20 protein-coding genes and 5 pseudogenes are annotated in these 19,858 nt (G+C 68.6%); 14 read left to right on the forward strand and 11 right to left on the reverse strand.

Going from position 1 to position 19,858, the window contains the following annotated elements; genetic code table 11:
- Window positions 1-107 precede the first annotated feature (107 nt).
- The 4 genes and pseudogenes from ACFYRX_RS02400 to ACFYRX_RS02415 form a co-directional block, all read left to right on the forward strand.
- Window positions 108-1,733 (forward strand): annotated as a pseudogene (locus ACFYRX_RS02400) (M48 family metalloprotease).
- Entirely contained in the window at window positions 1,730-2,860 is a 1,131-nt protein-coding gene (locus tag ACFYRX_RS02405; RefSeq protein WP_389095871.1) for a hypothetical protein, read from the forward strand. The pseudogene ACFYRX_RS02400 and the gene ACFYRX_RS02405 overlap by 4 nt, the downstream one beginning before the upstream one ends.
- A gap of 95 nt (window positions 2,861-2,955) precedes the next feature.
- Window positions 2,956-3,591, forward strand: a complete 636-nt coding sequence (msrA, locus tag ACFYRX_RS02410; RefSeq protein ID WP_389095873.1) for a peptide-methionine (S)-S-oxide reductase MsrA — start codon at window positions 2,956-2,958, stop codon at window positions 3,589-3,591.
- Window positions 3,592-3,836: 245 nt separating this feature from the next.
- A pseudogene (locus ACFYRX_RS02415) lies at window positions 3,837-3,983 on the forward strand (DUF4291 family protein); the annotation flags it as partial.
- Window positions 3,984-4,112: 129 nt separating this feature from the next.
- On the opposite strand, the gene ACFYRX_RS02420 reads toward ACFYRX_RS02415, so the two are convergent.
- The 4 genes from ACFYRX_RS02420 to ACFYRX_RS02435 all read right to left on the reverse strand — a co-directional run bounded on the left by ACFYRX_RS02420 (window position 4,113) and on the right by ACFYRX_RS02435 (window position 6,982).
- On the reverse strand, window positions 4,113-4,736 hold the full coding sequence (locus tag ACFYRX_RS02420; protein ID WP_389095874.1) for a hypothetical protein: 624 nt from the start codon (window positions 4,734-4,736) through the stop codon (window positions 4,113-4,115).
- A gap of 103 nt (window positions 4,737-4,839) precedes the next feature.
- On the reverse strand, window positions 4,840-5,265 hold the full coding sequence (locus ACFYRX_RS02425; protein ID WP_389095875.1) for a hypothetical protein: 426 nt from the start codon (window positions 5,263-5,265) through the stop codon (window positions 4,840-4,842).
- A 341-nt stretch (window positions 5,266-5,606) separates the two neighbouring features.
- Entirely contained in the window at window positions 5,607-6,197 is a 591-nt protein-coding gene (locus ACFYRX_RS02430; protein WP_389095876.1) for a hypothetical protein, read from the reverse strand.
- 419 nt (window positions 6,198-6,616) lie between these two features.
- Complete coding sequence (locus tag ACFYRX_RS02435) at window positions 6,617-6,982, reverse strand: hypothetical protein (RefSeq protein WP_389095878.1); 366 nt, start codon at window positions 6,980-6,982, stop codon at window positions 6,617-6,619.
- A 170-nt stretch (window positions 6,983-7,152) separates the two neighbouring features.
- On the opposite strand from ACFYRX_RS02435, the gene ACFYRX_RS02440 reads away from it, so the two are divergent.
- Entirely contained in the window at window positions 7,153-7,680 is a 528-nt protein-coding gene (locus tag ACFYRX_RS02440) for a SigE family RNA polymerase sigma factor (protein WP_389095879.1), read from the forward strand.
- On the forward strand, window positions 7,670-8,263 hold the full coding sequence (locus tag ACFYRX_RS02445; protein ID WP_389095881.1) for a hypothetical protein: 594 nt from the start codon (window positions 7,670-7,672) through the stop codon (window positions 8,261-8,263). The genes ACFYRX_RS02440 and ACFYRX_RS02445 overlap by 11 nt, the downstream gene beginning before the upstream one ends.
- Window positions 8,264-8,316: 53 nt before the next feature.
- Here the strand turns inward: ACFYRX_RS02445 and ACFYRX_RS02450 are convergent, their stop codons facing one another.
- The 3 genes from ACFYRX_RS02450 to ACFYRX_RS02460 form a co-directional block, all read right to left on the reverse strand.
- Complete coding sequence (locus tag ACFYRX_RS02450; protein ID WP_389095883.1) at window positions 8,317-8,835, reverse strand: transposase; 519 nt, start codon at window positions 8,833-8,835, stop codon at window positions 8,317-8,319.
- Window positions 8,836-8,890: 55 nt separating this feature from the next.
- Complete coding sequence (locus tag ACFYRX_RS02455) at window positions 8,891-9,199, reverse strand: hypothetical protein (protein WP_389095885.1); 309 nt, start codon at window positions 9,197-9,199, stop codon at window positions 8,891-8,893.
- Between the two features lie 103 nt (window positions 9,200-9,302).
- Entirely contained in the window at window positions 9,303-9,968 is a 666-nt protein-coding gene (locus ACFYRX_RS02460) for an NADPH-dependent F420 reductase (RefSeq protein WP_389095887.1), read from the reverse strand.
- Window positions 9,969-10,068: 100 nt separating this feature from the next.
- Between ACFYRX_RS02460 and ACFYRX_RS02465 the strand changes: the two genes are divergently transcribed.
- Window positions 10,069-10,446, forward strand: a complete 378-nt coding sequence (locus ACFYRX_RS02465) for a winged helix-turn-helix transcriptional regulator (protein ID WP_389095889.1) — start codon at window positions 10,069-10,071, stop codon at window positions 10,444-10,446.
- Window positions 10,447-10,586: 140 nt separating this feature from the next.
- Here ACFYRX_RS02465 and ACFYRX_RS02470 read toward each other — a convergent pair whose 3' ends face one another.
- Window positions 10,587-11,606 (reverse strand): hypothetical protein, encoded by a 1,020-nt coding sequence (locus ACFYRX_RS02470; RefSeq protein WP_389095891.1) that lies wholly within the window; start codon window positions 11,604-11,606, stop codon window positions 10,587-10,589.
- A 193-nt stretch (window positions 11,607-11,799) separates the two neighbouring features.
- Here ACFYRX_RS02470 and ACFYRX_RS02475 point away from each other — a divergent pair.
- The 4 genes and pseudogenes from ACFYRX_RS02475 to ACFYRX_RS02490 all read left to right on the forward strand — a co-directional run.
- Window positions 11,800-11,946, forward strand: a pseudogene (locus ACFYRX_RS02475) (DUF4291 family protein); the annotation flags it as partial.
- A gap of 54 nt (window positions 11,947-12,000) precedes the next feature.
- Entirely contained in the window at window positions 12,001-13,128 is a 1,128-nt protein-coding gene (locus tag ACFYRX_RS02480; RefSeq protein ID WP_389095892.1) for an AI-2E family transporter, read from the forward strand.
- A 39-nt stretch (window positions 13,129-13,167) separates the two neighbouring features.
- Window positions 13,168-13,883, forward strand: a pseudogene (locus tag ACFYRX_RS02485) (HEAT repeat domain-containing protein).
- A gap of 3 nt (window positions 13,884-13,886) precedes the next feature.
- The gene (locus ACFYRX_RS02490; RefSeq protein ID WP_389095894.1) at window positions 13,887-14,927 is read left to right on the forward strand and encodes a MerR family transcriptional regulator; all 1,041 of its coding nucleotides are present in this window, start codon (window positions 13,887-13,889) and stop codon (window positions 14,925-14,927) included.
- Window positions 14,928-15,007: 80 nt separating this feature from the next.
- Here the strand turns inward: ACFYRX_RS02490 and msrA (ACFYRX_RS02495) are convergent, their stop codons facing one another.
- Window positions 15,008-15,520 (reverse strand): peptide-methionine (S)-S-oxide reductase MsrA, encoded by a 513-nt coding sequence (gene msrA / locus ACFYRX_RS02495; RefSeq protein WP_389095896.1) that lies wholly within the window; start codon window positions 15,518-15,520, stop codon window positions 15,008-15,010.
- 273 nt (window positions 15,521-15,793) lie between these two features.
- Here msrA (ACFYRX_RS02495) and ACFYRX_RS02500 point away from each other — a divergent pair, with 273 nt between their 5' ends.
- Window positions 15,794-16,714 carry a DUF5829 family protein gene (locus ACFYRX_RS02500; RefSeq protein ID WP_389096894.1) on the forward strand — a complete coding sequence of 307 codons (921 nt, stop codon included), beginning with the start codon at window positions 15,794-15,796 and terminating at the stop codon, window positions 16,712-16,714.
- A gap of 24 nt (window positions 16,715-16,738) precedes the next feature.
- Here ACFYRX_RS02500 and ACFYRX_RS02505 read toward each other — a convergent pair whose 3' ends face one another.
- On the reverse strand, window positions 16,739-17,122 hold the full coding sequence (locus ACFYRX_RS02505) for a VOC family protein (protein ID WP_389095898.1): 384 nt from the start codon (window positions 17,120-17,122) through the stop codon (window positions 16,739-16,741).
- Window positions 17,123-17,168: 46 nt separating this feature from the next.
- Between ACFYRX_RS02505 and ACFYRX_RS02510 the strand changes: the two are divergent.
- Window positions 17,169-17,662, forward strand: a pseudogene (locus ACFYRX_RS02510) (iron chelate uptake ABC transporter family permease subunit); the annotation flags it as partial.
- A gap of 63 nt (window positions 17,663-17,725) precedes the next feature.
- Here ACFYRX_RS02510 and ACFYRX_RS02515 read toward each other — a convergent pair.
- Window positions 17,726-18,766, reverse strand: coding sequence for an NAD(P)-dependent alcohol dehydrogenase (locus tag ACFYRX_RS02515; protein ID WP_389095900.1), 1,041 nt, complete (start codon window positions 18,764-18,766; stop codon window positions 17,726-17,728).
- A gap of 184 nt (window positions 18,767-18,950) precedes the next feature.
- Between ACFYRX_RS02515 and ACFYRX_RS02520 the strand changes: the two genes are divergently transcribed.
- The gene (locus ACFYRX_RS02520) at window positions 18,951-19,850 is read left to right on the forward strand and encodes a helix-turn-helix domain-containing protein (RefSeq protein WP_389095902.1); all 900 of its coding nucleotides are present in this window, start codon (window positions 18,951-18,953) and stop codon (window positions 19,848-19,850) included.
- The last annotated feature ends 8 nt before the right edge of the window (window positions 19,851-19,858 follow it).

Below are 19,858 nucleotides of genomic sequence, written 5' to 3' on the forward strand. Positions count from 1 at the left end.
ACTCCGCGCTCACCCCGGTGTTGGTCATGAGCACGTCCCGTGTCTCCGCTGACCCGCCCGGCCGTTCCGTGATCTTGTGATCCGTCCTGTGGGGGGACCTCTGCCCGATGGGCACTACTCTGCGTGCGCTGCGCGCTCTTCTGCTGCTGGCAGGCTTCTATCTGCTCGGCGTCCTGTTGCTGGCCCTGCTGGCCGGCGCTGACTATCTGCTGATCCTGCACGCCCCGTCGAGCCTCGCGGGGAAGCTCGTCATCGTCTCCGTGCTGCTGGCGATCCCGCTGGTGCGCGGCCTGTTCATGCTGCGCACCCCGCCGGGTGACGACATGGCGGGCCTGCCCGTCACCGAGACCGACGAGCCGGAACTGTGGCGCACGGTGCGGGAGCTGGCCGACGAGGTCGGCACCGTCGCCCCGTCCCGGATCGTCCTGACCGCCGACGTCAACGCCGCCGTCTCCGAGGACGCCCGGCTGCTCGGCCTGCTCCCCGGACCGCGCCACCTCTACCTCGGCGTACCGCTGCTGCAAGGGCTCTCCCAGGCCCAGTTGCGGGCGATCCTCGCCCACGAGCTGGGCCACTAGTCGAACTCCGACACCCGGCTCTCCGCCCTCAACATGCGCGGCCGCGCCCAAGTGCTGCGCACCATCACGCACTTCGAGCAGCGCGCCGACAGGACAGCTGCCCGCGAGCAGGCCAAGCAGGAGAAGAAGAACGCCAAGGCCGAGGCGAAGGGCAAGAAGACCAAGGAGATCGACACCGGCGGCGCGGGCATCACCTACCGCGCGATGGCGCAGCTCTACATCGGCTACGCCAAGCTGTACTTCCGCGCCCTGCTCACCGTCTCCCGCCGCCAGGAGTACGCCGCCGACGCGGCCGCCGCCCGGATCGCCGGACGGGACGCCACCGCGTCGGCGCTGCGCGAGATCCCGGTGCTGGACGGGGCGTTCGACTACTACATGAACTGCTACGCCACCCTCGGCACCGGCCAGGAGCTGCTGCCGCCGCGCGGTGAGATGTTCGGCGGTTACGGCCGGATGCTGAGCGCCCGCCGGCTGGAGCTGGTCGAGATGCGCGGCGATCTGCCGACGGGGCCCACCTCGCCGTACGACTCGCATCCGCCGATCGCCGACCGGGTCCGCCGGATCGAGGAACTGCCCGACGACGGACGCGCGGACGAGGCCCGCGGCGCCGCCCTCGACCTCCTCACCGACCCGGAGCGGACGCTGACCGAGCTGGAGGACGCCGTACTGACGGACGAGGTGCGGCGGTTCCGCCGTACCGCCGACTGGCAGGAGCTGCTCGACCTGGTGATGGCGGAGTCATTCCGCGCGGGCAACACACCGCTGCACCGGGCGTACGCCGAGTACACCGGGGAGCAGCCGACGCTGCCCGCGCTGCTCGACCTGATCGAGGAGGGACGGCTGTGGCAGCTGGCGAAGCGACTGCCGCTGTCGGACGAGGCGGCCGCGGCCCAGGGCCGGGTGTTCCGTGAGTTCGTACGGCCGACCCTGCACAAGTCGCTGGCGAGCATGGCGCTGGCCGAGCTGAACGCGCGCGCGTTGCTGCGCTGGGAGTTCTCCTGGGAGCGGTCGGCGATCCCGCATCTGCCGCCCGCCGCCGACGGCACCGTGACCGACCTCGACAAGGTGGTCGCCCCGGCGGTCGCCGACGCCCCCGAGACCGCCCCGCTGCGGGCGCTGCTCGCCCTGGAACCCTCGCCGCGAGGTGCGCTGTGATCATCCTGTGGATCGTTCTGGCCGTAGTCGGCCTTCCTCTGCTCGCCCTGGGCCTGTACTTCCTCAAGGCCATCGTCCAGGGCGCGGTCGAGGGCTGGCGCGGAGCGGACGACTCCACCGACGACGCCGACAAGCCGTACGAGCTGCCCGCCGCGGCCGCCGCCCTCGGGTTGCTGCCGCCCGAGAAGCAGAACAAGGCCTCCGCCGGGCCGGTCCCGGCCGTACTCACCGCGGCGCTCGACGCGGCCAAGGACGGCGACTGGCAGCCGGCCGCGGACCTGATGGACGCGACGGCCGCCGAGCGGGACTGGCACTACCGGTCGGTCCACAGCTGGTGGTTCGCGGACCTCGCCGCCGAGGACGACACCTGGCTGCTGGCCTGGGAGGCCGCCCGCCCCGACGACCCGGGCGCGGCACTCGTGCGAGCGCGCAGCACCGTCGCCGTGGCGGGGCGGATCCGCGGTGCGAAGCGGGCCAAGCACACGACCGCCGAGCAGTTCGAGGGCTTCCACCGGGTGATGTCGCAGTCCCGCGAGGACCACGCGCGCGCGGTCGCGCTCGCCGTCGAGGGCGACCCGGTGCCGTACATCGCGCAGATATCGACCGCACTGGGCCTCGGCTATCCGCACGCCGACATGGACCGTATCTGGCAGGAGATCACCGACCGCGCCCCGCACCACTACGCGGCCCACTACATGGCGCTCCAGTACTGGTGCGCGAAGTGGCGCGGCTCGGAGAAGCTGGCCAGGGACTTCGCGGCCGAGGCCGCCGCGAAGGCACCGCTGGGGAGCCTGATGTCGGTGTTCCCACTGATCGCGCACTTCGAGCACGACGAGTCGGACTCCGCGGACGCCGACCGTACGCCGGAGATGCGGGCCCTGGTCGACGCGGCGCTCGCGGATGTGGCGGCGGCGGATCCGGGCCACCCGCATGTGGCGGAGGTACGGCATCTGCTGGCGTTCTATCTGTGCCTGCAGGACCGGGACGAGGCGGCGGTGGAGCAGTTCCGTCTGGTGGACGGGTACGTGGACGCGCTGCCGTGGCGTTATCGCGGCGACCCGGCGGGTGAGTTCTGCCGGATGCGGGATCTGAGCCTGGCGAACGCGGGCGAGGCGGCCTCGGGCTGACGTCGGCCTCGGCGGAATGCGGGGCGGCACGGGACGGTTGTTCCGGGGCCGCCCCGCACCCGTGCCCGGCGAGCACGAACGAAGGAGCCCGCGTCATGCTGTTCGGCCGTACGCCCGTCCTGCCCACCCCCGAGCAGGCACTGCGGGGCCGCCCCGAGCCGGTGTTCACCGTCCCCGACCGGCACACGGTTCTCGGCACCCCGCTGCTGGGTCCGTACCCCGAGGGCTACCGGACGGCCGACTTCGGCCTTGGCTGCTTCTGGGGCGCGGAACGCACGTTCTGGCAGCTGCCGGTGGGTGTCTGGACCACCCTGGTCGGCTACCAGGGCGGCCACACCGAGAACCCCATGTACGAGGAGGTCTGCTCGGGCCTCACCGGACACACCGAGGCGGTCCGCGTGATCTTCGACCCCGCCCTGATCACCTACGAGCGTCTCCTGAAGACCTTCTGGGAATCCCACGACCCGACCCAGGGCTTCCGCCAGGGCAACGACGTGGGCACCCAGTACCGTTCGGCGATCTACACCCACACCCCGGAACAGGCGACCATCGCGGAGGCCTCCCGCGCCGCCTACCAGCAGGCCCTCACCTCCTCGGGCCACCGCCGCACGATCACGACGGAGATCCTCCCGGCGGAGGGACGGCCCTTCTATGCGGCGGAGCGCCACCACCAGCAGTACCTGGACAAGAACCCGGCGGGGTACTGCGGGAACGGGGGTCAGGCTGAGTGACGCGTTCGAGACGAACCGGGGAGTGTCCTGCCCGACGGGCATCGCGCGGGCCGAAGCCTGATCGGCGCCGGTGCGCTCGTGGCGTGACGCGGGAGCGGTGCGCGCCGTCTGGACGGTGGACCGCTCCCTGGACGGTCAGCGCCCACCCACCCGTGCAGCTCCACGCCGCTGCCTGCGCTCCGCCGCAGTGCACGCCGGTCGAAAATCAGTAGCCACCTCACCGGGCCGACCGCACGCTGTACGCCATGGAAGAACCCCAACGCGGGATCCGCGCGGCCTACACGGAGTCCACGATCACCGTCTACCAGGCCTACGCACCCGAGATCGGCCTGCCCGCCGCCCGCGAGGGCCGTTTCCCCGGCGGGTGGAAGCGGGCCGGGATGACATGGGTCATCAAGCAGCGTTCACAGCCTTCAACCAGCGGTGCGTCTCGGCACGGCGCACCACGCTTCAGGGCCTCGCCGCCCTGAGTACCGAACGGCACCCGCTGAGCAGGAGGAAGGGTGTGGGGCAGCGCGCCCTCAGCCGAACGCTACAACCAGGCGGACGCCGTCGTCACCGAAGCGGCCGGCCAGGGCCTTCATCACGGCAAAGACGTGCGGCCAGTGTGTAGTCGGCCCCAGGACATCACCGACGGTCAGTGGTTCGTAGACGCAGACCAAGTCGTCAGTGATCCACTCTACGCGTTCTGAAACGCTGTCCGAGTCGGCAGGCGGTACGCCCACGGTGGACAGGATCGCCGTCGGCCACGGCCGAGATACGAGTTGGCTCCGTTGTGTACTCGGCTGCGACTCCTTGTGCCACGTCACTCGGCCGACGAAGTCCGCTGGCCTGGTCTCGGGATCGACGGAGGCGAGTTCGGCCCAGTTGATCCAGCTCGCACCGTCCACCTCGCCCTGGCCAACCCATGATCCCAGCGCTGAACGCATGCCGCTCGACAGGTCGGCGGGAAGGCCACGACCGGCTGCAAGCGGCCGGAAGCCCGCGTGGTTACGGACACCGAAGAGCAGGCCGAAGGCCGCATAGTCCCTCTCGTCGCACAGCGGCCACAGATCCATGGCGGTCACCCATGCTTCACCGTCGTAGTAGTCGGTACCGACGTGGGGATGACGGAACTCGATCCCGCCGTGGATGTCCGTGCCCATGGTGGCGCACCCTAACGGCCCTGGCTTGAGTGCCACAGTGATTATCGGCGGCCTGCAGCGGAGACAGCCCGTGGCCGACGTGAGTTGGGAGCCGCTCCGGCCCTCAGAGGCCGGCTGGATGGCTGGAAAGCCATTCTTGGTGTTGGTCACGCAGACGGTCACGCTCTCCAGGCGTGGAAAGGATGACGTCTGCGCCGCCGTCGTAGGGATGGTGGATGCGTCGCAGTTCCGTGTCTGCGACGAAGACTTCGACGAGCTCCTCGTCCGCGATGGCTCGCAACAGCCCGTCGAGGCAGCCACGGTTCCAGCGGCGTCGGTCGGCGTACAGACGTGTGTGGGTGTGGAACTCCGGGTCGGGGTCGTCCTGATCCGACTCTGTCCACCAGCGGATGCCGTCGGGGTGCAGTGTCCGTCGCGGCGTCGGGTAGCCCGCGGGCCCGGTCGGTGTGTCCGACCAGTCCATGGTCGCCACAAACACGTCCGTGCCCGCGAACAACTCGTCGAGGAGCGTGTTGTACCGGTCCAGCACGATCTCGTACTCGTCCTCGGACTCCGGGTAGCGCCGCGAGTCAGGAAAGCTGTGGAAGCGGACCCAGCGATCCGCGTACTAGTACGGAACGTGTGAGCGACGGGAGGGCCCGACGGATGGCGTTCCCTCCACAAGGCCGCCAAGAGATCAGGGTCGATAGCGGGACGCCCTCCCTGGTCGGAGCCACACCGATCGGAGGGCAGGCTCTGTGCGGCCAGTCGAACTCCACAACGAGGCGCACGCCGTCCTGACCCGCCCCAACGCCGTCTGCCCGTTGGAATGGGCAGACATCATGGAACCCATACGCAGGCTACCGCTCCTTAGCGGAAAGAACGTCCTGGTCACTTGGCAGTTGCCAGTTTGCTGAGCTTGTTCAGCTGTGCCTTGATGATCGATTTCGGTACGGCAGCCGGCTCCCCGTCGTTCGGCCCGCTGGGGCGGTGGAAGTTGGTGAACATGGCGACCGTGGCCCCTTGTCGAACAGCCACCACCGCATAGGGCACCCGGACCGGCTCCTCGCCCTCGAACGACGCCAGCTGGGTGAGCCGGAGGGACACGGATTCATCGCCGAAGCCGGGATCGGGTTGGAGTTGGACCGCGTCGTAGTCGAAGTCCACCAGGATGTCCTTGAACGTCTTGCACCGCTCGGCGGCCGTCCGTAGCGCGTCCATCACCTGCTGGGCATCTCCTGGGCTGTGCGACGAGAGGGTCATGTGCGCACTGGATCCGCGCTCCTTCGGAGAAATGATCCGGGCGATGCGCGCGGAGGCCGCGAACCCACTGCTGCCACCCACCGCCTGCATGGCAGGCGCGCATTCGGCAGGGTCCGCCGTCTTGTGGGACGCAAAGGTGGCAGCGATCTCCCGCTCCACTTCGTAGCCGGCGAGATCTGCGCCTGTGATCGTCGCCCGCTCCAGGTCGGCCTTGCTCAACGGCTTGGCCTGTACACCGGACGTCTCTGTCGGCTCCGATGCTGCACCTGCCTGGGAGCCCCGCCCGGTTCCGCATCCGGCGAGCGCCAATGAGGTCATGAGCATGGCAACCGTAATGCCGACGCGTGCCTGGCGAACCACTGTTTCTCCACCTGTCTGATTCTGCAACGCGAGCCCACAGCCCCCGGCTCAAGTCAGTGGGCAACACAGTAGATCGTCCGCTGGGGAGGGACATGGGTTTTGAAGCTCAGGGCGGCTCCAGGGATCGAGCGAAAGGTCTGTGGACGCGGCTTGACATGAGTCATCAAGCAGCGTTCACAGACCTTTAGGCAAGTCGACCCATCGTTGCAGGGCAGAAGCGCTCTCCGCTTATTCGATCAAGGCATGAGCGAGCACGCTCGTGAAAGATACGAGGTCGATCAGCCCTTCGGCGCGTGAGCTGTCGCGATCGTCTTCATCTTCAGGGTGCGCACTGCCGCGGGGTCGGTGACGGGCCGGGAAGTCTGCCCCTTGGCCGCGGCGGCCTTCTTCGCCTTCAGGGCCTTTGCGGCTTCGGGGCTCGACGTGGTGCGAGAACTCTTCTCCTTGGCCGCGGCGATCACATCGGCCTTCTGCTTCTGTATGCGCGTGGAGTCGTCGTCCGTCGTGGAGTGCGAGGTCGCCGTGGCCGCGTGGACCTGCGACCCCGCCGCCACCGTCAGACTGCCGAGCGCCAAAGCGCTGACCGCGGCGGTCCTGAACGTCGTTCCCATCCTGCTGGGCTTACGGGGGGCTGCATGGCGCATGGGAGTTCCTCTGCTGTCGGTTGGACTTGGACAGCTGGACTACGCAGCGCGGGGCCCCGGACGCGACACTCGGGTGCGGTGATACAGATCACTGAGAACCGCTGTAGCGGGGGATCAGCGCTCGTGCGTACTTCCCCTGCAGAGGACCCCTGGCCGTTCTGTGGACGGATATGAATGGCGGAAGAGTGACGAGAGGCACGGCGGAAGAGGAGTTCGATGAATTCTATGCAGTGGCCTACCCCAGGCTCGTTCGGCAGATTTACGCGATGACCGGCGATCTGCCGGAGGCCCAGGATGTCGTCCAGGAGGCGTTCATAAGGGCCTGGAGCCGGCGTGGGATATTCACGGGCGACGGTTCCCAGGAGGCGTGGATCCGCACCACGGCCTGGCGGCTCGCCGTATCGCGCTTCCGGCGTCTGCGGCGCGGTGTGCAGCTCATTCAGCGCCATCACGACCAGCGCCACGTCGAAGGCCCGTCCCCCGAGCGCATCGCTCTCGTCGAGGCACTTCGCACTCTTCCGAAAAAGCAGAGAAGTGCCGTCGTCCTCCACCACCTGTGCGACCTCAGCGTCGAGCAGATAAGTGCCGAGATGGGCTGGCCGGCCGGCAGCATCAGGGTCTGGCTGGTCCGCGGGCGCCTGTCACTCGCCCGCCACCTTTCCTCCCTGCCGGACCAGGAGGTGGACCATGTCCGGTGAGTACGAGCGTCCTGTCTGGCTTACCGAGAGCGTCGCCCAGTTGGAGAATCTTCGGGTGGGCCGGCCGGTGTCCGCACAGGAGTTGCGTCGCCGAAGCGTCCGACGCCGTCAACGCCGTACGCGTTCTGCCGCCCTTGCGGCGATTGTCGTGGCGGCACTCGGTGCGGGCGCCTACTGGAATTCCGTGGGCGCGGACCGATCGGCGGAAGATCCCGCCCGCCTCGGTGAGGTTTCCAAAATATCAGCGGCCCAGGAGAAAATGCGGGCTTACTACTCGGTTCTGCCGGATGCCTTCGCCACCCGGCATTCGACGTCGAAGCTGCGGAAGCTGATGACCGCGTATTTCACGGACACGGCACTGAAGCGAGAAGTTGTTCTCGAAGGCCGCGGAGCCGGCGACCTGGCGGCGACGTGTGGGGATGTGGAGGCCACCACCACCTTCACTGTCGGCGCCCCCCGTAGCGCCGGGGCCGACACCGTCCGTGCACACGTGACGAGCAACAACGCTTCGGAAGCGATCGAGGTCGATTTCGATCTCCGCACCATGAGAATCTTGAGATGGTCCTGCCCCGACGGGTCCTGACTTCTGCCGGCCGTCACGGGCCGCAGGCCCCGGGTACCGGAGGGCCGGTCCTCTCAGTCGGTCAGATCGACTGTCTCGACCAGCAGCACTGCCCCGCCTGCGAGACCACCCCGCTGCCACCACCCTCGAGGCGGACACGTGGACGGCAGCGGCTGTCCGCGGCGAGGTGGATCTTCGTGGTCAGACCGCCGCGGGACCGTCCGAGGGCATGATGGTCCGGCTCGCCGGCCGGGGCCCCTTCTGACGGGCCCCGGCGGCGTGCAGATGAGCCCGGGCGATGGTGGAGTCGACCACGACGACCCAGGCGAGATCGCCTTCGGCGTCGGCCTGGGCGGCAGAGCGGTGAACATACGCTCCCAGGTGCCGTCGGCGGCCCACCTCCGCAGCCGGTTGTGGACGCTCTTCCACGACCCGAAGTGCTCGGGCAGGTCCATCCACGTTGTGCCGGTGCGGTACTTGAACGCGATCGCGTCGATCAACTGCCGGTGATCCGGCCACCGCCCACCCCGCCTCGGAGTCCGGTCCGGCAGCAACAGCTCGTTGCTTACCCACTGGGAGTCGCTCAACGACACACATCAGTTAACGATCAGATGATCCAATTGAAACGGTCCGGCGCACTGTCACAGGTCAGACCAGTTCGAAGGCATGCCGGAAGACACCGTATTCCCCAGGCGCCTCCCAGCACGTGTAGTGGCAGCCAAGAAGATCGGGCAGGGCAATCCCCAATTGCTCCGCCAGCACGTCGGCCCCGGTCCTGAACATTCGAGACGGGTCATCGACGGCTTGGCAATGAGCAGTTGCTCCACGCAGTTCGATAACTACGTACTCCATGCACCTGTCAGCGCTGACCACCGGTTCCTCGTGGTTCTGCTCGTGCTGGGCATCCACGATCTGCCCACAGAGCCCGCACTGCAAGCTGTCGTGTGAGGCATCCACGGCAGGCATCGTACGCCTCGCTCGAACACGTGCGGCCCCCATCCCCACCGGGTATCGGCTCGCCGACTGCCTGTAGTCCCGTTACTGATCCGGAGGGAACGTCCTATGCCTGTGAGCCGGCCCGTCTGTCGTTCGAAGGGAGGTGAGGGACGGCGGAGCCCGGGTCGAAGCCTGCGAAGACCAGGCCGATGACGAAACCCGCCACCTCTTCCAACTGGCGGGCGCGATCCAGCGTCCCCAGAGTCGCCGGGACTCCGCCGACGTCGCGGACCAGTTCACCGACGATGTGCAGGGCGGTCGCATCGTCGCCGCACATCGCCACCGTCACACTGGGCTGACCGCCATTGGGCGGGCTCGTCCACTGGTCAGCGGGAAAGAGATGGAAGGCCTTCACGACCCGGGCTCCCGGAGCAAGTCCGGCGATCCGTCCCGCCATCGCCTCGCCGGGTTCGGTGAGCAGAGTGCCGACGCCATGCGTAACGGCGTTCGTGGGATCGATCAACGGCGTCCCTTCGAGCACGCCGTCGGAGACGCCCGCCATTCCCAGCATCTCCTCGACACCGTCCCAGGACACGGCGAGGAGCACCGCATCGCGCCCGGTGACCGCCTCACGCGGTGTGACAGCGAGCACTGTGTGGTCCAGCCGCTCAGCAATCTTCTCCGCCTTGACCTGCGACCGTCCGCCGATCGCCACCTCATGTCCCGCACGTGCCCAGCCCTCAGCCAGGGCCGCCGCCAGTGTTCCGGTTCCCAGGATCCCGATGCGCATCTGTCTGTGCCTCTCCCATGGTGGTCGCTTGGTTGGTCACAGTAGGGAAGGCGTTACGCACCGATCAGTGCGTAACCGGCGCGCGATGATGGACGGTGAGATGACTGATGACGACACCCACTGCTATGAGTTGGTCGCCGACTGCCGTTTGCGTGCGGCCACCGATCTCTTCGCCCATACCTGGGATCCCGTTGTGCTGGCGGCACTTCGCTTGGGACCGCACCGACGCCGCGAGTTGCGCGCCGCGATCGGCGGGATCAGCGACAAGGTTCTGACCGACTCCTTGCACCGTCTGCTCGCGGGCGGACTGATCGGGCGCCACGTCCATGCGCAGGCGCCGCCACGCGTCGACTACGCCCTGACCGGCTTGGGGCAGAGCCTGGTCGAGGGCCCCATGAAGGCGCTTGGACGCTGGGCGATCGAGCACGGTGACGAACTTCTTGAAGCCCAGGAGAACAGGGACGCAACAGGTCGGTGAGCGAGTCCTGACGTGGGCCATCAAGCGCATAGTGCGTTTCGGAGCCCCGGGCAGCGCCGACAGCCAGCCGTTCGTAAGTGCACACCACTTCGTCAGTGGTCCACTCCACGCAGCCCATCGGACAGTCCAGGCCGTGCGTGTCACGGAGTCAAGGCTGCGGCTGTGGCCAGCGCTCCAGGTCTGGCCAGCTGTGCCTGGCACGAGGCCGCCCACTCGCCCAGATCGTTCCCCAGCTCGTTCGAGAGCTTGGCCAGGTAATCGTCGGGATTGTCGGCTGCGGTTCCCGCAGCTGCTCGCAGGTTCTCGATGGTCACCATCTCTATCTTCGGCCCATGCACGAATTGCTTGACGCCGAAGTCGTTCAATCGCTCAATGATCTTTCCGATGAACTTGCCGATGCACCCTTTGACCTCTGGGCTGGGATCCCCGTCCCAGATCGCGTAAAGGCGCACTGCCACCGAGCGCAGAGCTCCTTCCTCGGCTGAACCAGACATGGTCATTCTCACCAAGGCTTCGACGATCAGTAGTTTCGTTTTCGGGCTGAACGTTGGATCCCAGCAGCCGTCCACCACACGGGGCCAGTGCAGGGAGTGGCAGGTGTCGAGTCTGGTCGCATTTCGGCAGAGCAGTTCTGCGGCGACAAGTCGTGCGCTGGGGCACGCGGATCTCAGGGCCGCGTCGATCACAAGGATGGCTGTTTCGTGCGAGACCCTGGGCGACCTTTCGCCTCCACTCGGAGGCTCAGGTTGGCTCCCATCCGCGTCGCAGGACCACAGATCGACAAGGAGAACCACCGCGAGTTCCGCCTGATCAAGCCTTGTGAGAGCCAGGAGCCCCGAGGCCATTGCCGCTGGGTGCGCGGGCCCGGAATCACGGGGGGAGATGAGTTGCCCGGCACGCATCGCTGCGTCGAGCCGTAACTGCTGTTGCTGCTCATCTTGTTCGTTCCCCAGTCGTCGTTCCGTCTGGAGGTTGATTCTGTAGCCGATCAGCGACACCGATGCGGTGACGAGTACACCGACGTATGTGAGGACGGCGGCGAGCCGTGACGAATCACCCGCGCCCAGGAGTTGGCCGCGCAGCAACACCGCAGGCAGAAAGAGCGCTGCGAGCGGGATGCCCCACGACAGGACAGTGATCGTCTTTGGTCTTTTGCTCACGGCGAGCCTCCACTCCTGAGGCCACGAGCGACTCATGGTTCCTCATGATGGTGTGGACGAAACGTGATGCGCAGCAGAAGGTAGGAAATGCTCCGATCCGTCGGCCACTGAGATCAACCATTGGCCGTGGCCAACCTTTTAGTCGCCATTGCCGAATCAGTAGCTCCGCCAACAAAGGCTTTGTGAACGCTGCTTGACAGGGATCAAGCCGTCGTTCCTGTGGATGACGTACCGCTGCGGCTGGGGTGGGAAAGCCGGGCAGTGTCTGTCCAGTTGCGTTCGCGGCGTACATCCGCCTCCGCGCAACGATCCCGGGCGGGCGGCGCCGCGACGACAATGGGGCCGTTGTGACTCGGCAAGGCTCGTGTGGCCCGGGTGCCCATAGGGTGCATGGGTGACTGCCACCCTGAGTTCCACCAGAGTCCGCGCCGCGCTCCGTACGTCGGCGCGTGTCTCCGCGGAGTCGCTGCTCATACTCCTGATGCTCGCGGTGACTCTGTGGGTCCTGGGCCGGATGTGGTCGGTCCTCTGGCCGCTCGTGGTCGGTCTGCTGCTGACCACACTGACCTGGCCGCCGACCCGTTTCCTGCGTCGGCGCGGATGGAAGCCCGCCCTCGCCGCGTCGGCCGTGACCGTGCTGTTCCTCCTGGTCGCCCTGGGCGTCGTGGCCCTGATCGCGGTACCGGTGGCGTCCCAGTCCGGCGATCTGACCGACGGTGTCGTCGAGGGGATCCACAAGTTGCGCGAGTGGGCCGCCGGGCCGCCGTTGAACATCGGTGACGCCCAGATCGACAAGGCCTTCGACAGCGCGGTCGCCCGCGCGCAGGACGGCCTCGGCAGCATGGTCGGCGTTGCCGTCACCGGCGTCAGCACCGTGGTGAACGGCTTGGTCACGGCCGTCCTGGCACTCTTCCTGATGTTCTTCTTCCTCAAGGACGGCCCGAAGTTCCTGCCCTGGCTCGCCCGTCAGCTGCCCGGCCGGCTCGCCACCGACGTCCCGACCGTGGCCGCGCGGGGCTGGGACACCCTGAGCGCGTTCGTGCGTTCCCAGGCGGCCGTCGGCATGCTCGACGCGGTCCTGATCGGCCTGGGCCTGTGGGTGCTGGGGGTGCCGCTGGTGCTCCCGCTGGCGGTGCTGACCTTCGTCTCCGCGTTCGTGCCGATCATCGGCGCCCTGTTCGCGGGTTTCGTCGCGGTTCTCATCGCCCTGGTCTCCAACGGCCTGACGGACGCGCTGATCGTGCTGGCCATCATCGTCGTGGTGCAGCAGCTCGAGGGCAACGTGTTCCAGCCCATGATCCAGAGCCGGGGGCTCGGCCTCCACGCGGCGGTGGTCCTGCTGGCGGTGACGTTGGGCGGCAACCTGGCCGGCATCGTGGGCAGTCTGCTCGCGGTGCCGGTCGCCGCGCTGATCGCGGTGATCTGGAACTACGTGCGCGAGCAGCTCAGCGAACCGTCACCGGATCAGGGTCCCAGGACCGGTCCCGGTAACGGTACCGGCGAGTCGGACTCGCCCGCGTAAACCCGGCGATCCACCTCTGACCCCTTTGACCTTGACACGGTGACAAGGCCTTCACTGCTGTCGAGGAGGTGGTTCCCATGTCGACCACGAACCGGGACACGGATGCGGCACGAGCACTTCAGGGCCTGGAGGACGACCGTTCCTCCGTGCGGCTGCGGGCGGCTCTGGCGGCCGGTACGACGCCGGATCCGCGCTACGTCGACAAGCTCGTCGAACGATGCGCGACCGAGCCGGAGTTCTTCGTCCGCGAGATGCTGACCTGGGCGCTCACCCGTCACCCGGTGTCCGTGACGCTCCCCGAGCTGCTCCGCGAGGTCCGCTCGGAGCGGGCGCGGGCGCGGAGCCAGGCGTTGCACACGCTGTCCAAGATCGGGGACCGGCAGGCGTGGCCGGCGATCACACGGGCGCTCCTGTGCGACGCCGACGACGAGGTGGCCCGTAGCGCCTGGCGGGCCGCGGTCGCGCTCGTGCCGGAGGGCGAGGAGCCCGGGCTGGCCACGGCACTGGCCTCGCAGCTCGGGCGCGGGGGGCGGGAGACGCAGTTGAGTCTCAGCCGGGCGCTGGTCGCGCTGGGTGAGGCCGTGCTGCCGGCGCTGCGTGCCGCGACGATGGCTCCCGACCTGCCCGTGCGCACGCACGCCCTCGCCACGGAACGGCTGCTGCACGATCCGGACGCCGGGTTCGAGTCCGCGATCGAGGAGGCGAAGCGTGTCGTGGCCCTCGGCAGCCACAGCCACGAACAGGAGGGGCGATAAGGCGTGTTAATCGGTGAGGTGGCTCGACGGTCCGGAGTCAGTGCCCGCATGCTCAGGCACTACGAGTCCCTCGGCCTGATGCGGCCTTCGAGCCGTACGGGTTCCGGCTACCGGGAGTACGACGGCGAGGACATCCGCCGGATCTTCCACATCGAGAGCCTGAAGTCGCTGGGGCTGTCACTGCGTGAGATCCGACGCGCCCTCGACGACCCCGGCTTCACGCCCCCGGCACTCGTCCACGACCTCATCCGTCAGACACGCGAACGCATCGCGGCGGAGACCGAGTTGCTCACGCGGCTCCGCCGGATCGATGCCGCGGAACCCGCCGGCTGGGAGGACGTCCTCCAGGCCGTCGCGTTCCTCAAGGCGCTGGGGTCGACGAGCGCCGCCGCCCGGCAGCGCGCGGCCCTCTCCTCGGTGGACGAGGTTCCGGTGCCGGTGGAGGCCCTGGTCGAGGCGGTACTCAGGGAGACAGATCCGAATGTCGCGGGAGCGCTGCGGTGGGCGCTGGCGCGATCGGGCGACAGCGGTACGGCACTGCTGGCGCAGGGGCTCGGATCACCGGTGGCGGCGGTGCGGCGACGTGCCGTCGAGTCCCTCGCGGAGATCCCCGGTGACGGGTCCACCGCGCTGCTGCATCGCGCTCTCGCCGACCCCGATGCCATGGTCCGCGGTCATGCCGCGCCGGCACTCGGGGCGCGTGGAGTGGCCGACGCCGTCCCGGCGCTCATCGACATGATCGTGGAGGGCGGGAACGACACCGCCGCGGCGGACGCCCTGAGCATCCTGGCGAGCGACACCGCGACGGCCTCGAACCCCGCGCCGACCTCGCCGACCTCGACAGCGGATCGGATCGCCACCGGGCTCGTCGGCCGCCTCGCCCACGACGCCACCGAGGCCCGCATCCGCGTACGGCTGACCCAGGCGCTGGCGGACATCCCGGGGCGCACGGCGTCCCATGCGCTCATGGAGCTGTCGCACGACGAGGACCGTGCCGTCGCGCTGACCGCCGCGTACCTGCTCCGGCTACGCGGCGGGCAGTGACCGGGTCACCCTTTCCGTCAGGGGGACGGCACCCGCCGGCTCCGCCCGCCCCGCCCCGTGCCGTCGTGCCGTCTCCTCGGTCAGTCCTGGGCGCGGGCGGGCAGCCGCCATCCCGGGCGCGGGAAGTGGCAGGTGTAGCCGTTCGGGTAGTGCTGCAGGTAGTCCTGGTGCTCCGGCTCGGCCTCCCAGAAGGGGCCGACGGGCTCCACCTCGGTGACGACCTTGCCCGGCCACAGGCCCGAGGCGTCCACATCCGCGATCGTGTCCTCGGCGGTCTTCTTCTGCTCGTCGTCCACGTAGTAGATCGCCGAGCGGTAGCTGAGGCCGATGTCGTTGCCCTGGCGGTTCTTGGTGCTCGGGTCGTGGATCTGGAAGAAGAACTCCAGGAGGGCGCGGAAGTCGGTCTTCGCCGGGTCGAAAAGGATCTCGATGGCCTCCGCGTGCGTGCCGTGGTTGCGGTACGTCGCGTTCGGGACGTCACCCCCGGTGTATCCCACCCGGGTCGCCGTCACTCCCGGAAGTGCGCGGATCAGCTCCTCCATCCCCCAGAAGCATCCGCCCGCCAGCACGGCCCTCTGCGTCTGCGCAGCCATTGAGGTCCTCCCATATCTGTCAGCTCGGTCACTCGGGCCGGTCGGCTCGCACACCGCCGGCATCCCGTGCCCACCCCCGTCAACGCGCGAGGGTTCCTGACGATTCCGCACCGGATACCCCCGAGTCCAGGGAGTGCGACGGCGTACGGTGCGGCATCCCCTCGAACGCCGTGTGTCAAGCATTTCGACCTGGATGAGAAGGGACCGCGGCCGGGGCCTTGCCGACCTACGATCGCCCGCATGCTGATTCAGCGGATATCACGGATATCTCGGATGATCGTCGTGCTCGCTGTGGCCCTCGTCGGAGCGCTCGGGGGTGCCGTGGGGACGGCACAGGCCGAAGGGAGCCGGTCCTCGGCCGACCGGCAGTTGCTGTTCTACAACCATTCCTACGGGGTTTTCGACCGGGAGACCGCCGACGCCATCGAGCACTCCGACTACCTGAGGGACTTCGCCAACTTCCTGGTCCGCACCACGACCGGTACCGGCGGGCAGACCTGGACCGGCCGCTATCTGATGGGCCGCGAGACCTATCTGGAACTGTTCGGGGTCGGTGACGTCGGCGGCCAGGACGGCACCCTCGGTTCCGCCGGACTGGGTCTGTCGACCGAGCGGGACGGGGACCTGGCGACGGTCACCGAGCGGCTGAAGAACGACGGGGTCGTTGATCCCATCGAGTTCCTGCAGACCCGGGACTTCGGTGACGGCGTGCCCGTGCCGTGGTTCGACGCAATCCTCACCGCCACCGAGTACGACGCCTTCGGAGCCTGGGCGATGGAGTACCGGCCGGAGTACTTCGCCGATCCCCGCAGCAACACCGAGCCCGCCGGTTATCCCGGTGACGTCGGCAGGGAGCGCGTTCTTTCCGACGACTACCGCACCCATCTGATGCGTGACGTGACCTCGGTGCGTCTCGCGGTCACCTCGGGCGATCTGGCCGACACCGTGCCGCTGCTGCGGGCCGGTGGGTTCACCGTCAAGGCCGTGGCGGGCGGTGGCGTCGTCGCGTCGGGCGGCGGCACCACGATCCGGTTCGACGTCGTCCCGCGGGAACAGGCGGGGATGCAGCGGGTCGACATGTCCCTCAACCGGCCCGTGAAGGACCGGCACGTGGAGCAGATCGGCCACTCGACCCTCACCGTCGGCCCCGGCAGCCACGCGGTGTGGACGTTCGCCCACAACGGCACCCGGTAGGAACTCAACAGGTGGGCACATGCGTCACCCCCCGCTCCCGTACGGCCTCGTGAGGATCTCCAGGCGATGCCCGTTCGGGTCGTCGAAGTAGGTGCCACGGCCCCCGTCGTTGCGGTTGATCTCGCCGGGGCGGCGGTGGAACGGGTCGGCCCAGTACGTCAGGCCCGCCCCCTCGATACGGGCGAAGATCGTGTCGAACTCGTCCTCCGAGACGAGGAACGCGTAGTGCTGGGGCGTGATGTCCTCGGGCGTGTCCAGGTAGTCCAGGGTGACGCCGTTGGGGATCTCGACCGGGACGAAGGGGCCGTACTGCGGGCTCACCCGCAGGCCCAGGATGTCGGCCAGGAAGCGGGCCGAGGCGTGTTTGTCGTGTGCGGTGACGATGGTGTGGTTCAGCTGAACGGTCATCGTGACCTCCTCGTCCAGACCCTACTCCGCGAACGCTTAAGGTAAGGCTTGCCTTATCTACGTGCTCGCCTGGCGCCGGGGCATGCAGGCGGGCCGGTTCGTGCTCGTCGGCGTCGGGGTCGCCCTGGCGGGTGGGAGCAGGCCGGGCCCCTCGGGGTCGTACTCCTGCTGTGTCTGCCCGCGCTCGGGTGGGCGAGCAGGGTCGTGCGGCCGCTCGGGCTCGATCCGGACACCGCCGCCGCGCTGGGGGTACGGGTGGACCGGGCGCGACTCGGGCTGACCGTGCTCGGGGTCGTGCTCGCCGCCACCGCGACCGGGGCCGCCGGGCCGATCGGGTTCGTCGCCCTCACCTCGCCTCAGCCGGCCCGGCGACTGACCCGTACGCCCCAGCTGCCGCTGCTGTGCTCGGCGCTGGCGGGTGCGGTCGTCCTGGTCGCCGCCGATCTCGCGGCGCGGACGCTGCTGCCCCCGCTGGAGATCCCGGTCGGGGCGCTGACCTCGCTGGTCGGGGGGCCGTATCTGCTGTGGCTGCTGGGATAGCGGACGGCCGTACGCTGAAGGGCCCCGGTGCGAGACCGGGGCCCTTCCTGCACGCGAGAACCGTCAGATCGTCGCCGTGTCGATCACGAACCGGTACCGCACGTCGCTGTTGACGACCCGCTCGTACGCCTCGTTGATCTCCGACGCGGCGATCAGCTCGATCTCGGCGCCGATGCCGTGCGCGGCGCAGAAGTCCAGCATCTCCTGGGTCTCGGGGATGCCGCCGATCGCCGAACCGGCGAGGGTCTTGCTGCCGCCGATGAGGGAGAAGAGGTTCAGCGCGACCGGCTCCTCGGGGGCGCCGACGTTCACCAGGGCGCCGTTCGCCTTGAGCAGGCTCAGGTAGGCGCCGAAGTCCAGCGGTGCCGACACCGTGGAGAGGATGAGGTCGAAGCTGCCGGCCAGCTCCTTGAAGGTGGCCTCGTCGCTGGTCGCGTAGTAGTGGTCGGCGCCCAGCTTCAGGCCGTCGTCCTTCTTGCGCAGGGACTGCGACAGGACGGTGACCTCGGCGCCGAGCGCGTGCGCGATCTTGACGCCCATGTGGCCGAGACCGCCCAGGCCGATCACGGCGACCTTCTTGCCGGGGCCCGCGCCCCAGCGCTTGAGCGGGGAGTACGTGGTGATGCCGGCGCACAGGAGCGGGGCGGCCTCGTCGAGGGCCAGGCCCTCGGGGATGCGGACGACGAAGTTCTCGTCGACGACGACCTTCTCGGAGTAGCCGCCGTAGGTGGGCTCGCCGTCCTTGCCGACGGAGTTGTACGTGCCGACGTTGCCGTTGGTGCAGTGCTGCTCCAGGCCGGCCTTGCAGTTGTCGCACTCCTGGCAGGAGTCGACCATGCAGCCGACGCCCACGCGGTCGCCGACCTGGTACTTGGTGACACCGGGGCCGACCTCGGAGACGATGCCCGCGATCTCGTGGCCCGGGACCATCGGGAAGATGGCCTCTCCCCAGCCCTCACGGGCCTGGTGGATGTCGGAGTGGCAGATGCCCGCGAACTTGATGTCGATCAGCACATCGTGCTCGCGGACCGCACGGCGCTCGATGGTGGTGCGCTCCAGGGGGGCCTTGGAGGCGGGAGCTGCGTACGCGGCGACAGTGGTCATGCCGGGGGTTCTCCTAGCGAGGGGGTGCGTGCCCGGCTGCCTTCTGTCTGTCCATCTGTCCGGGCACGACTACCAGCCTGCCCCATCGGCCGGAAATCACCCAGGCCACGGCTTTGCGTACGTCCGACGGTCCTACCACTGGCGGGGACAGGCTGCTGGGCGTACGACGGTGAATACTCGACGTATGGACGACATGGCCGAGAAGCACCCCGGCGGCTCACTGGACCGGCGTGCCGAGCTCAGCGAGTTTCTGCGCACCCGGCGGGCCCGGCTGAAGCCGGAGGACGTGGGGCTGCCGGACTTCGGGCGGCACCGCAGGGTGCCGGGGCTGCGGCGCGAGGAGCTGGCGCAGCTGGCGGGCGTCTCGGTGGCGTACTACACGCGCCTGGAGCAGGGCAACGGGCGCAACGTGTCGGCGGAGGTCCTGGACGCGATCGCCCGCGCCCTGCAGCTGTCGGACGCGGAGTACGCGCATCTCATGCACCTCGCGAAGCCGAAGCAGCACAAGAAGAAGCCGGCCGCGCGGACCGAACAGGTGCGGGGTGCGCTGCGGCAGCTGCTGGACTCGATCGAGGTCCCGGCGTACGTCTCGGGGCGGCGCTCCGACATCCTCGCCTGGAACCGGATGGCGGCGGCGGTCTTCGGCGACTGGTCGGAGCTGCCGGCGCAGGAGCGGAACTGGGCGCGGCTGGTGTTCCTGCGGCCGGAGTACCAGGAGCTGTTCCAGCCGTGGGAGCAGAAGGCCACCGACATCGTCGCGTATCTGCGCATGGACGCGGGCTGCCATCCCGAGGACCCCCGCCTGTCGGCGCTCGTCGGTGAACTCTCCGTCAAGAGCGACGAGTTCCGGCGGCTGTGGGCCACGCACGACGTCAAGGAGAAGAACCACGGCGTCAAGCGCCTGCGGCATCCCCTGGTCGGGGAACTGATCCTGAACTTCGAGTCGTTCCCCGTGTCCGACGGCACCGAGCAGGCCCTGATCACCTACCACGCGGAACCGGGCTCCCCCTCGGCGGAGGCGCTCCGTCTGCTGGCGAGCTGGGGCGCGGACGCGACCCGGGCGGGCAAGTCCGCCCATTCCTGACCCGCGCA

Source organism: Streptomyces sp. NPDC005374, assembly GCF_042872225.1.
In the GTDB taxonomy this organism is placed as follows: domain Bacteria; phylum Actinomycetota; class Actinomycetes; order Streptomycetales; family Streptomycetaceae; genus Streptomyces.

Bases quoted from the DNA above. Each gene is read 5' to 3' on its own strand.
- ACFYRX_RS02440 (WP_389095879.1), top strand. From the start codon at position 7,153: ATGAATGGCGGAAGAGTGACGAGAGGCACGGCGGAAGAGGAGTTCGAT.
- ACFYRX_RS02420 (WP_389095874.1), bottom strand. From the start codon at position 4,736: ATGGGCACGGACATCCACGGCGGGATCGAGTTCCGTCATCCCCACGTC.
- ACFYRX_RS02520 (WP_389095902.1), top strand. From the start codon at position 18,951: ATGGACGACATGGCCGAGAAGCACCCCGGCGGCTCACTGGACCGGCGT.
- ACFYRX_RS02435 (WP_389095878.1), bottom strand. From the start codon at position 6,982: ATGCGCCATGCAGCCCCCCGTAAGCCCAGCAGGATGGGAACGACGTTC.
- msrA (WP_389095873.1), top strand. From the start codon at position 2,956: ATGCTGTTCGGCCGTACGCCCGTCCTGCCCACCCCCGAGCAGGCACTG.
- ACFYRX_RS02445 (WP_389095881.1), top strand. From the start codon at position 7,670: ATGTCCGGTGAGTACGAGCGTCCTGTCTGGCTTACCGAGAGCGTCGCC.
- ACFYRX_RS02515 (WP_389095900.1), bottom strand. From the start codon at position 18,766: ATGACCACTGTCGCCGCGTACGCAGCTCCCGCCTCCAAGGCCCCCCTG.
- ACFYRX_RS02465 (WP_389095889.1), top strand. From the start codon at position 10,069: ATGACTGATGACGACACCCACTGCTATGAGTTGGTCGCCGACTGCCGT.
- ACFYRX_RS02500 (WP_389096894.1), top strand. From the start codon at position 15,794: ATGATCGTCGTGCTCGCTGTGGCCCTCGTCGGAGCGCTCGGGGGTGCC.
- ACFYRX_RS02460 (WP_389095887.1), bottom strand. From the start codon at position 9,968: ATGCGCATCGGGATCCTGGGAACCGGAACACTGGCGGCGGCCCTGGCT.
- ACFYRX_RS02505 (WP_389095898.1), bottom strand. From the start codon at position 17,122: ATGACCGTTCAGCTGAACCACACCATCGTCACCGCACACGACAAACAC.
- msrA (WP_389095896.1), bottom strand. From the start codon at position 15,520: ATGGCTGCGCAGACGCAGAGGGCCGTGCTGGCGGGCGGATGCTTCTGG.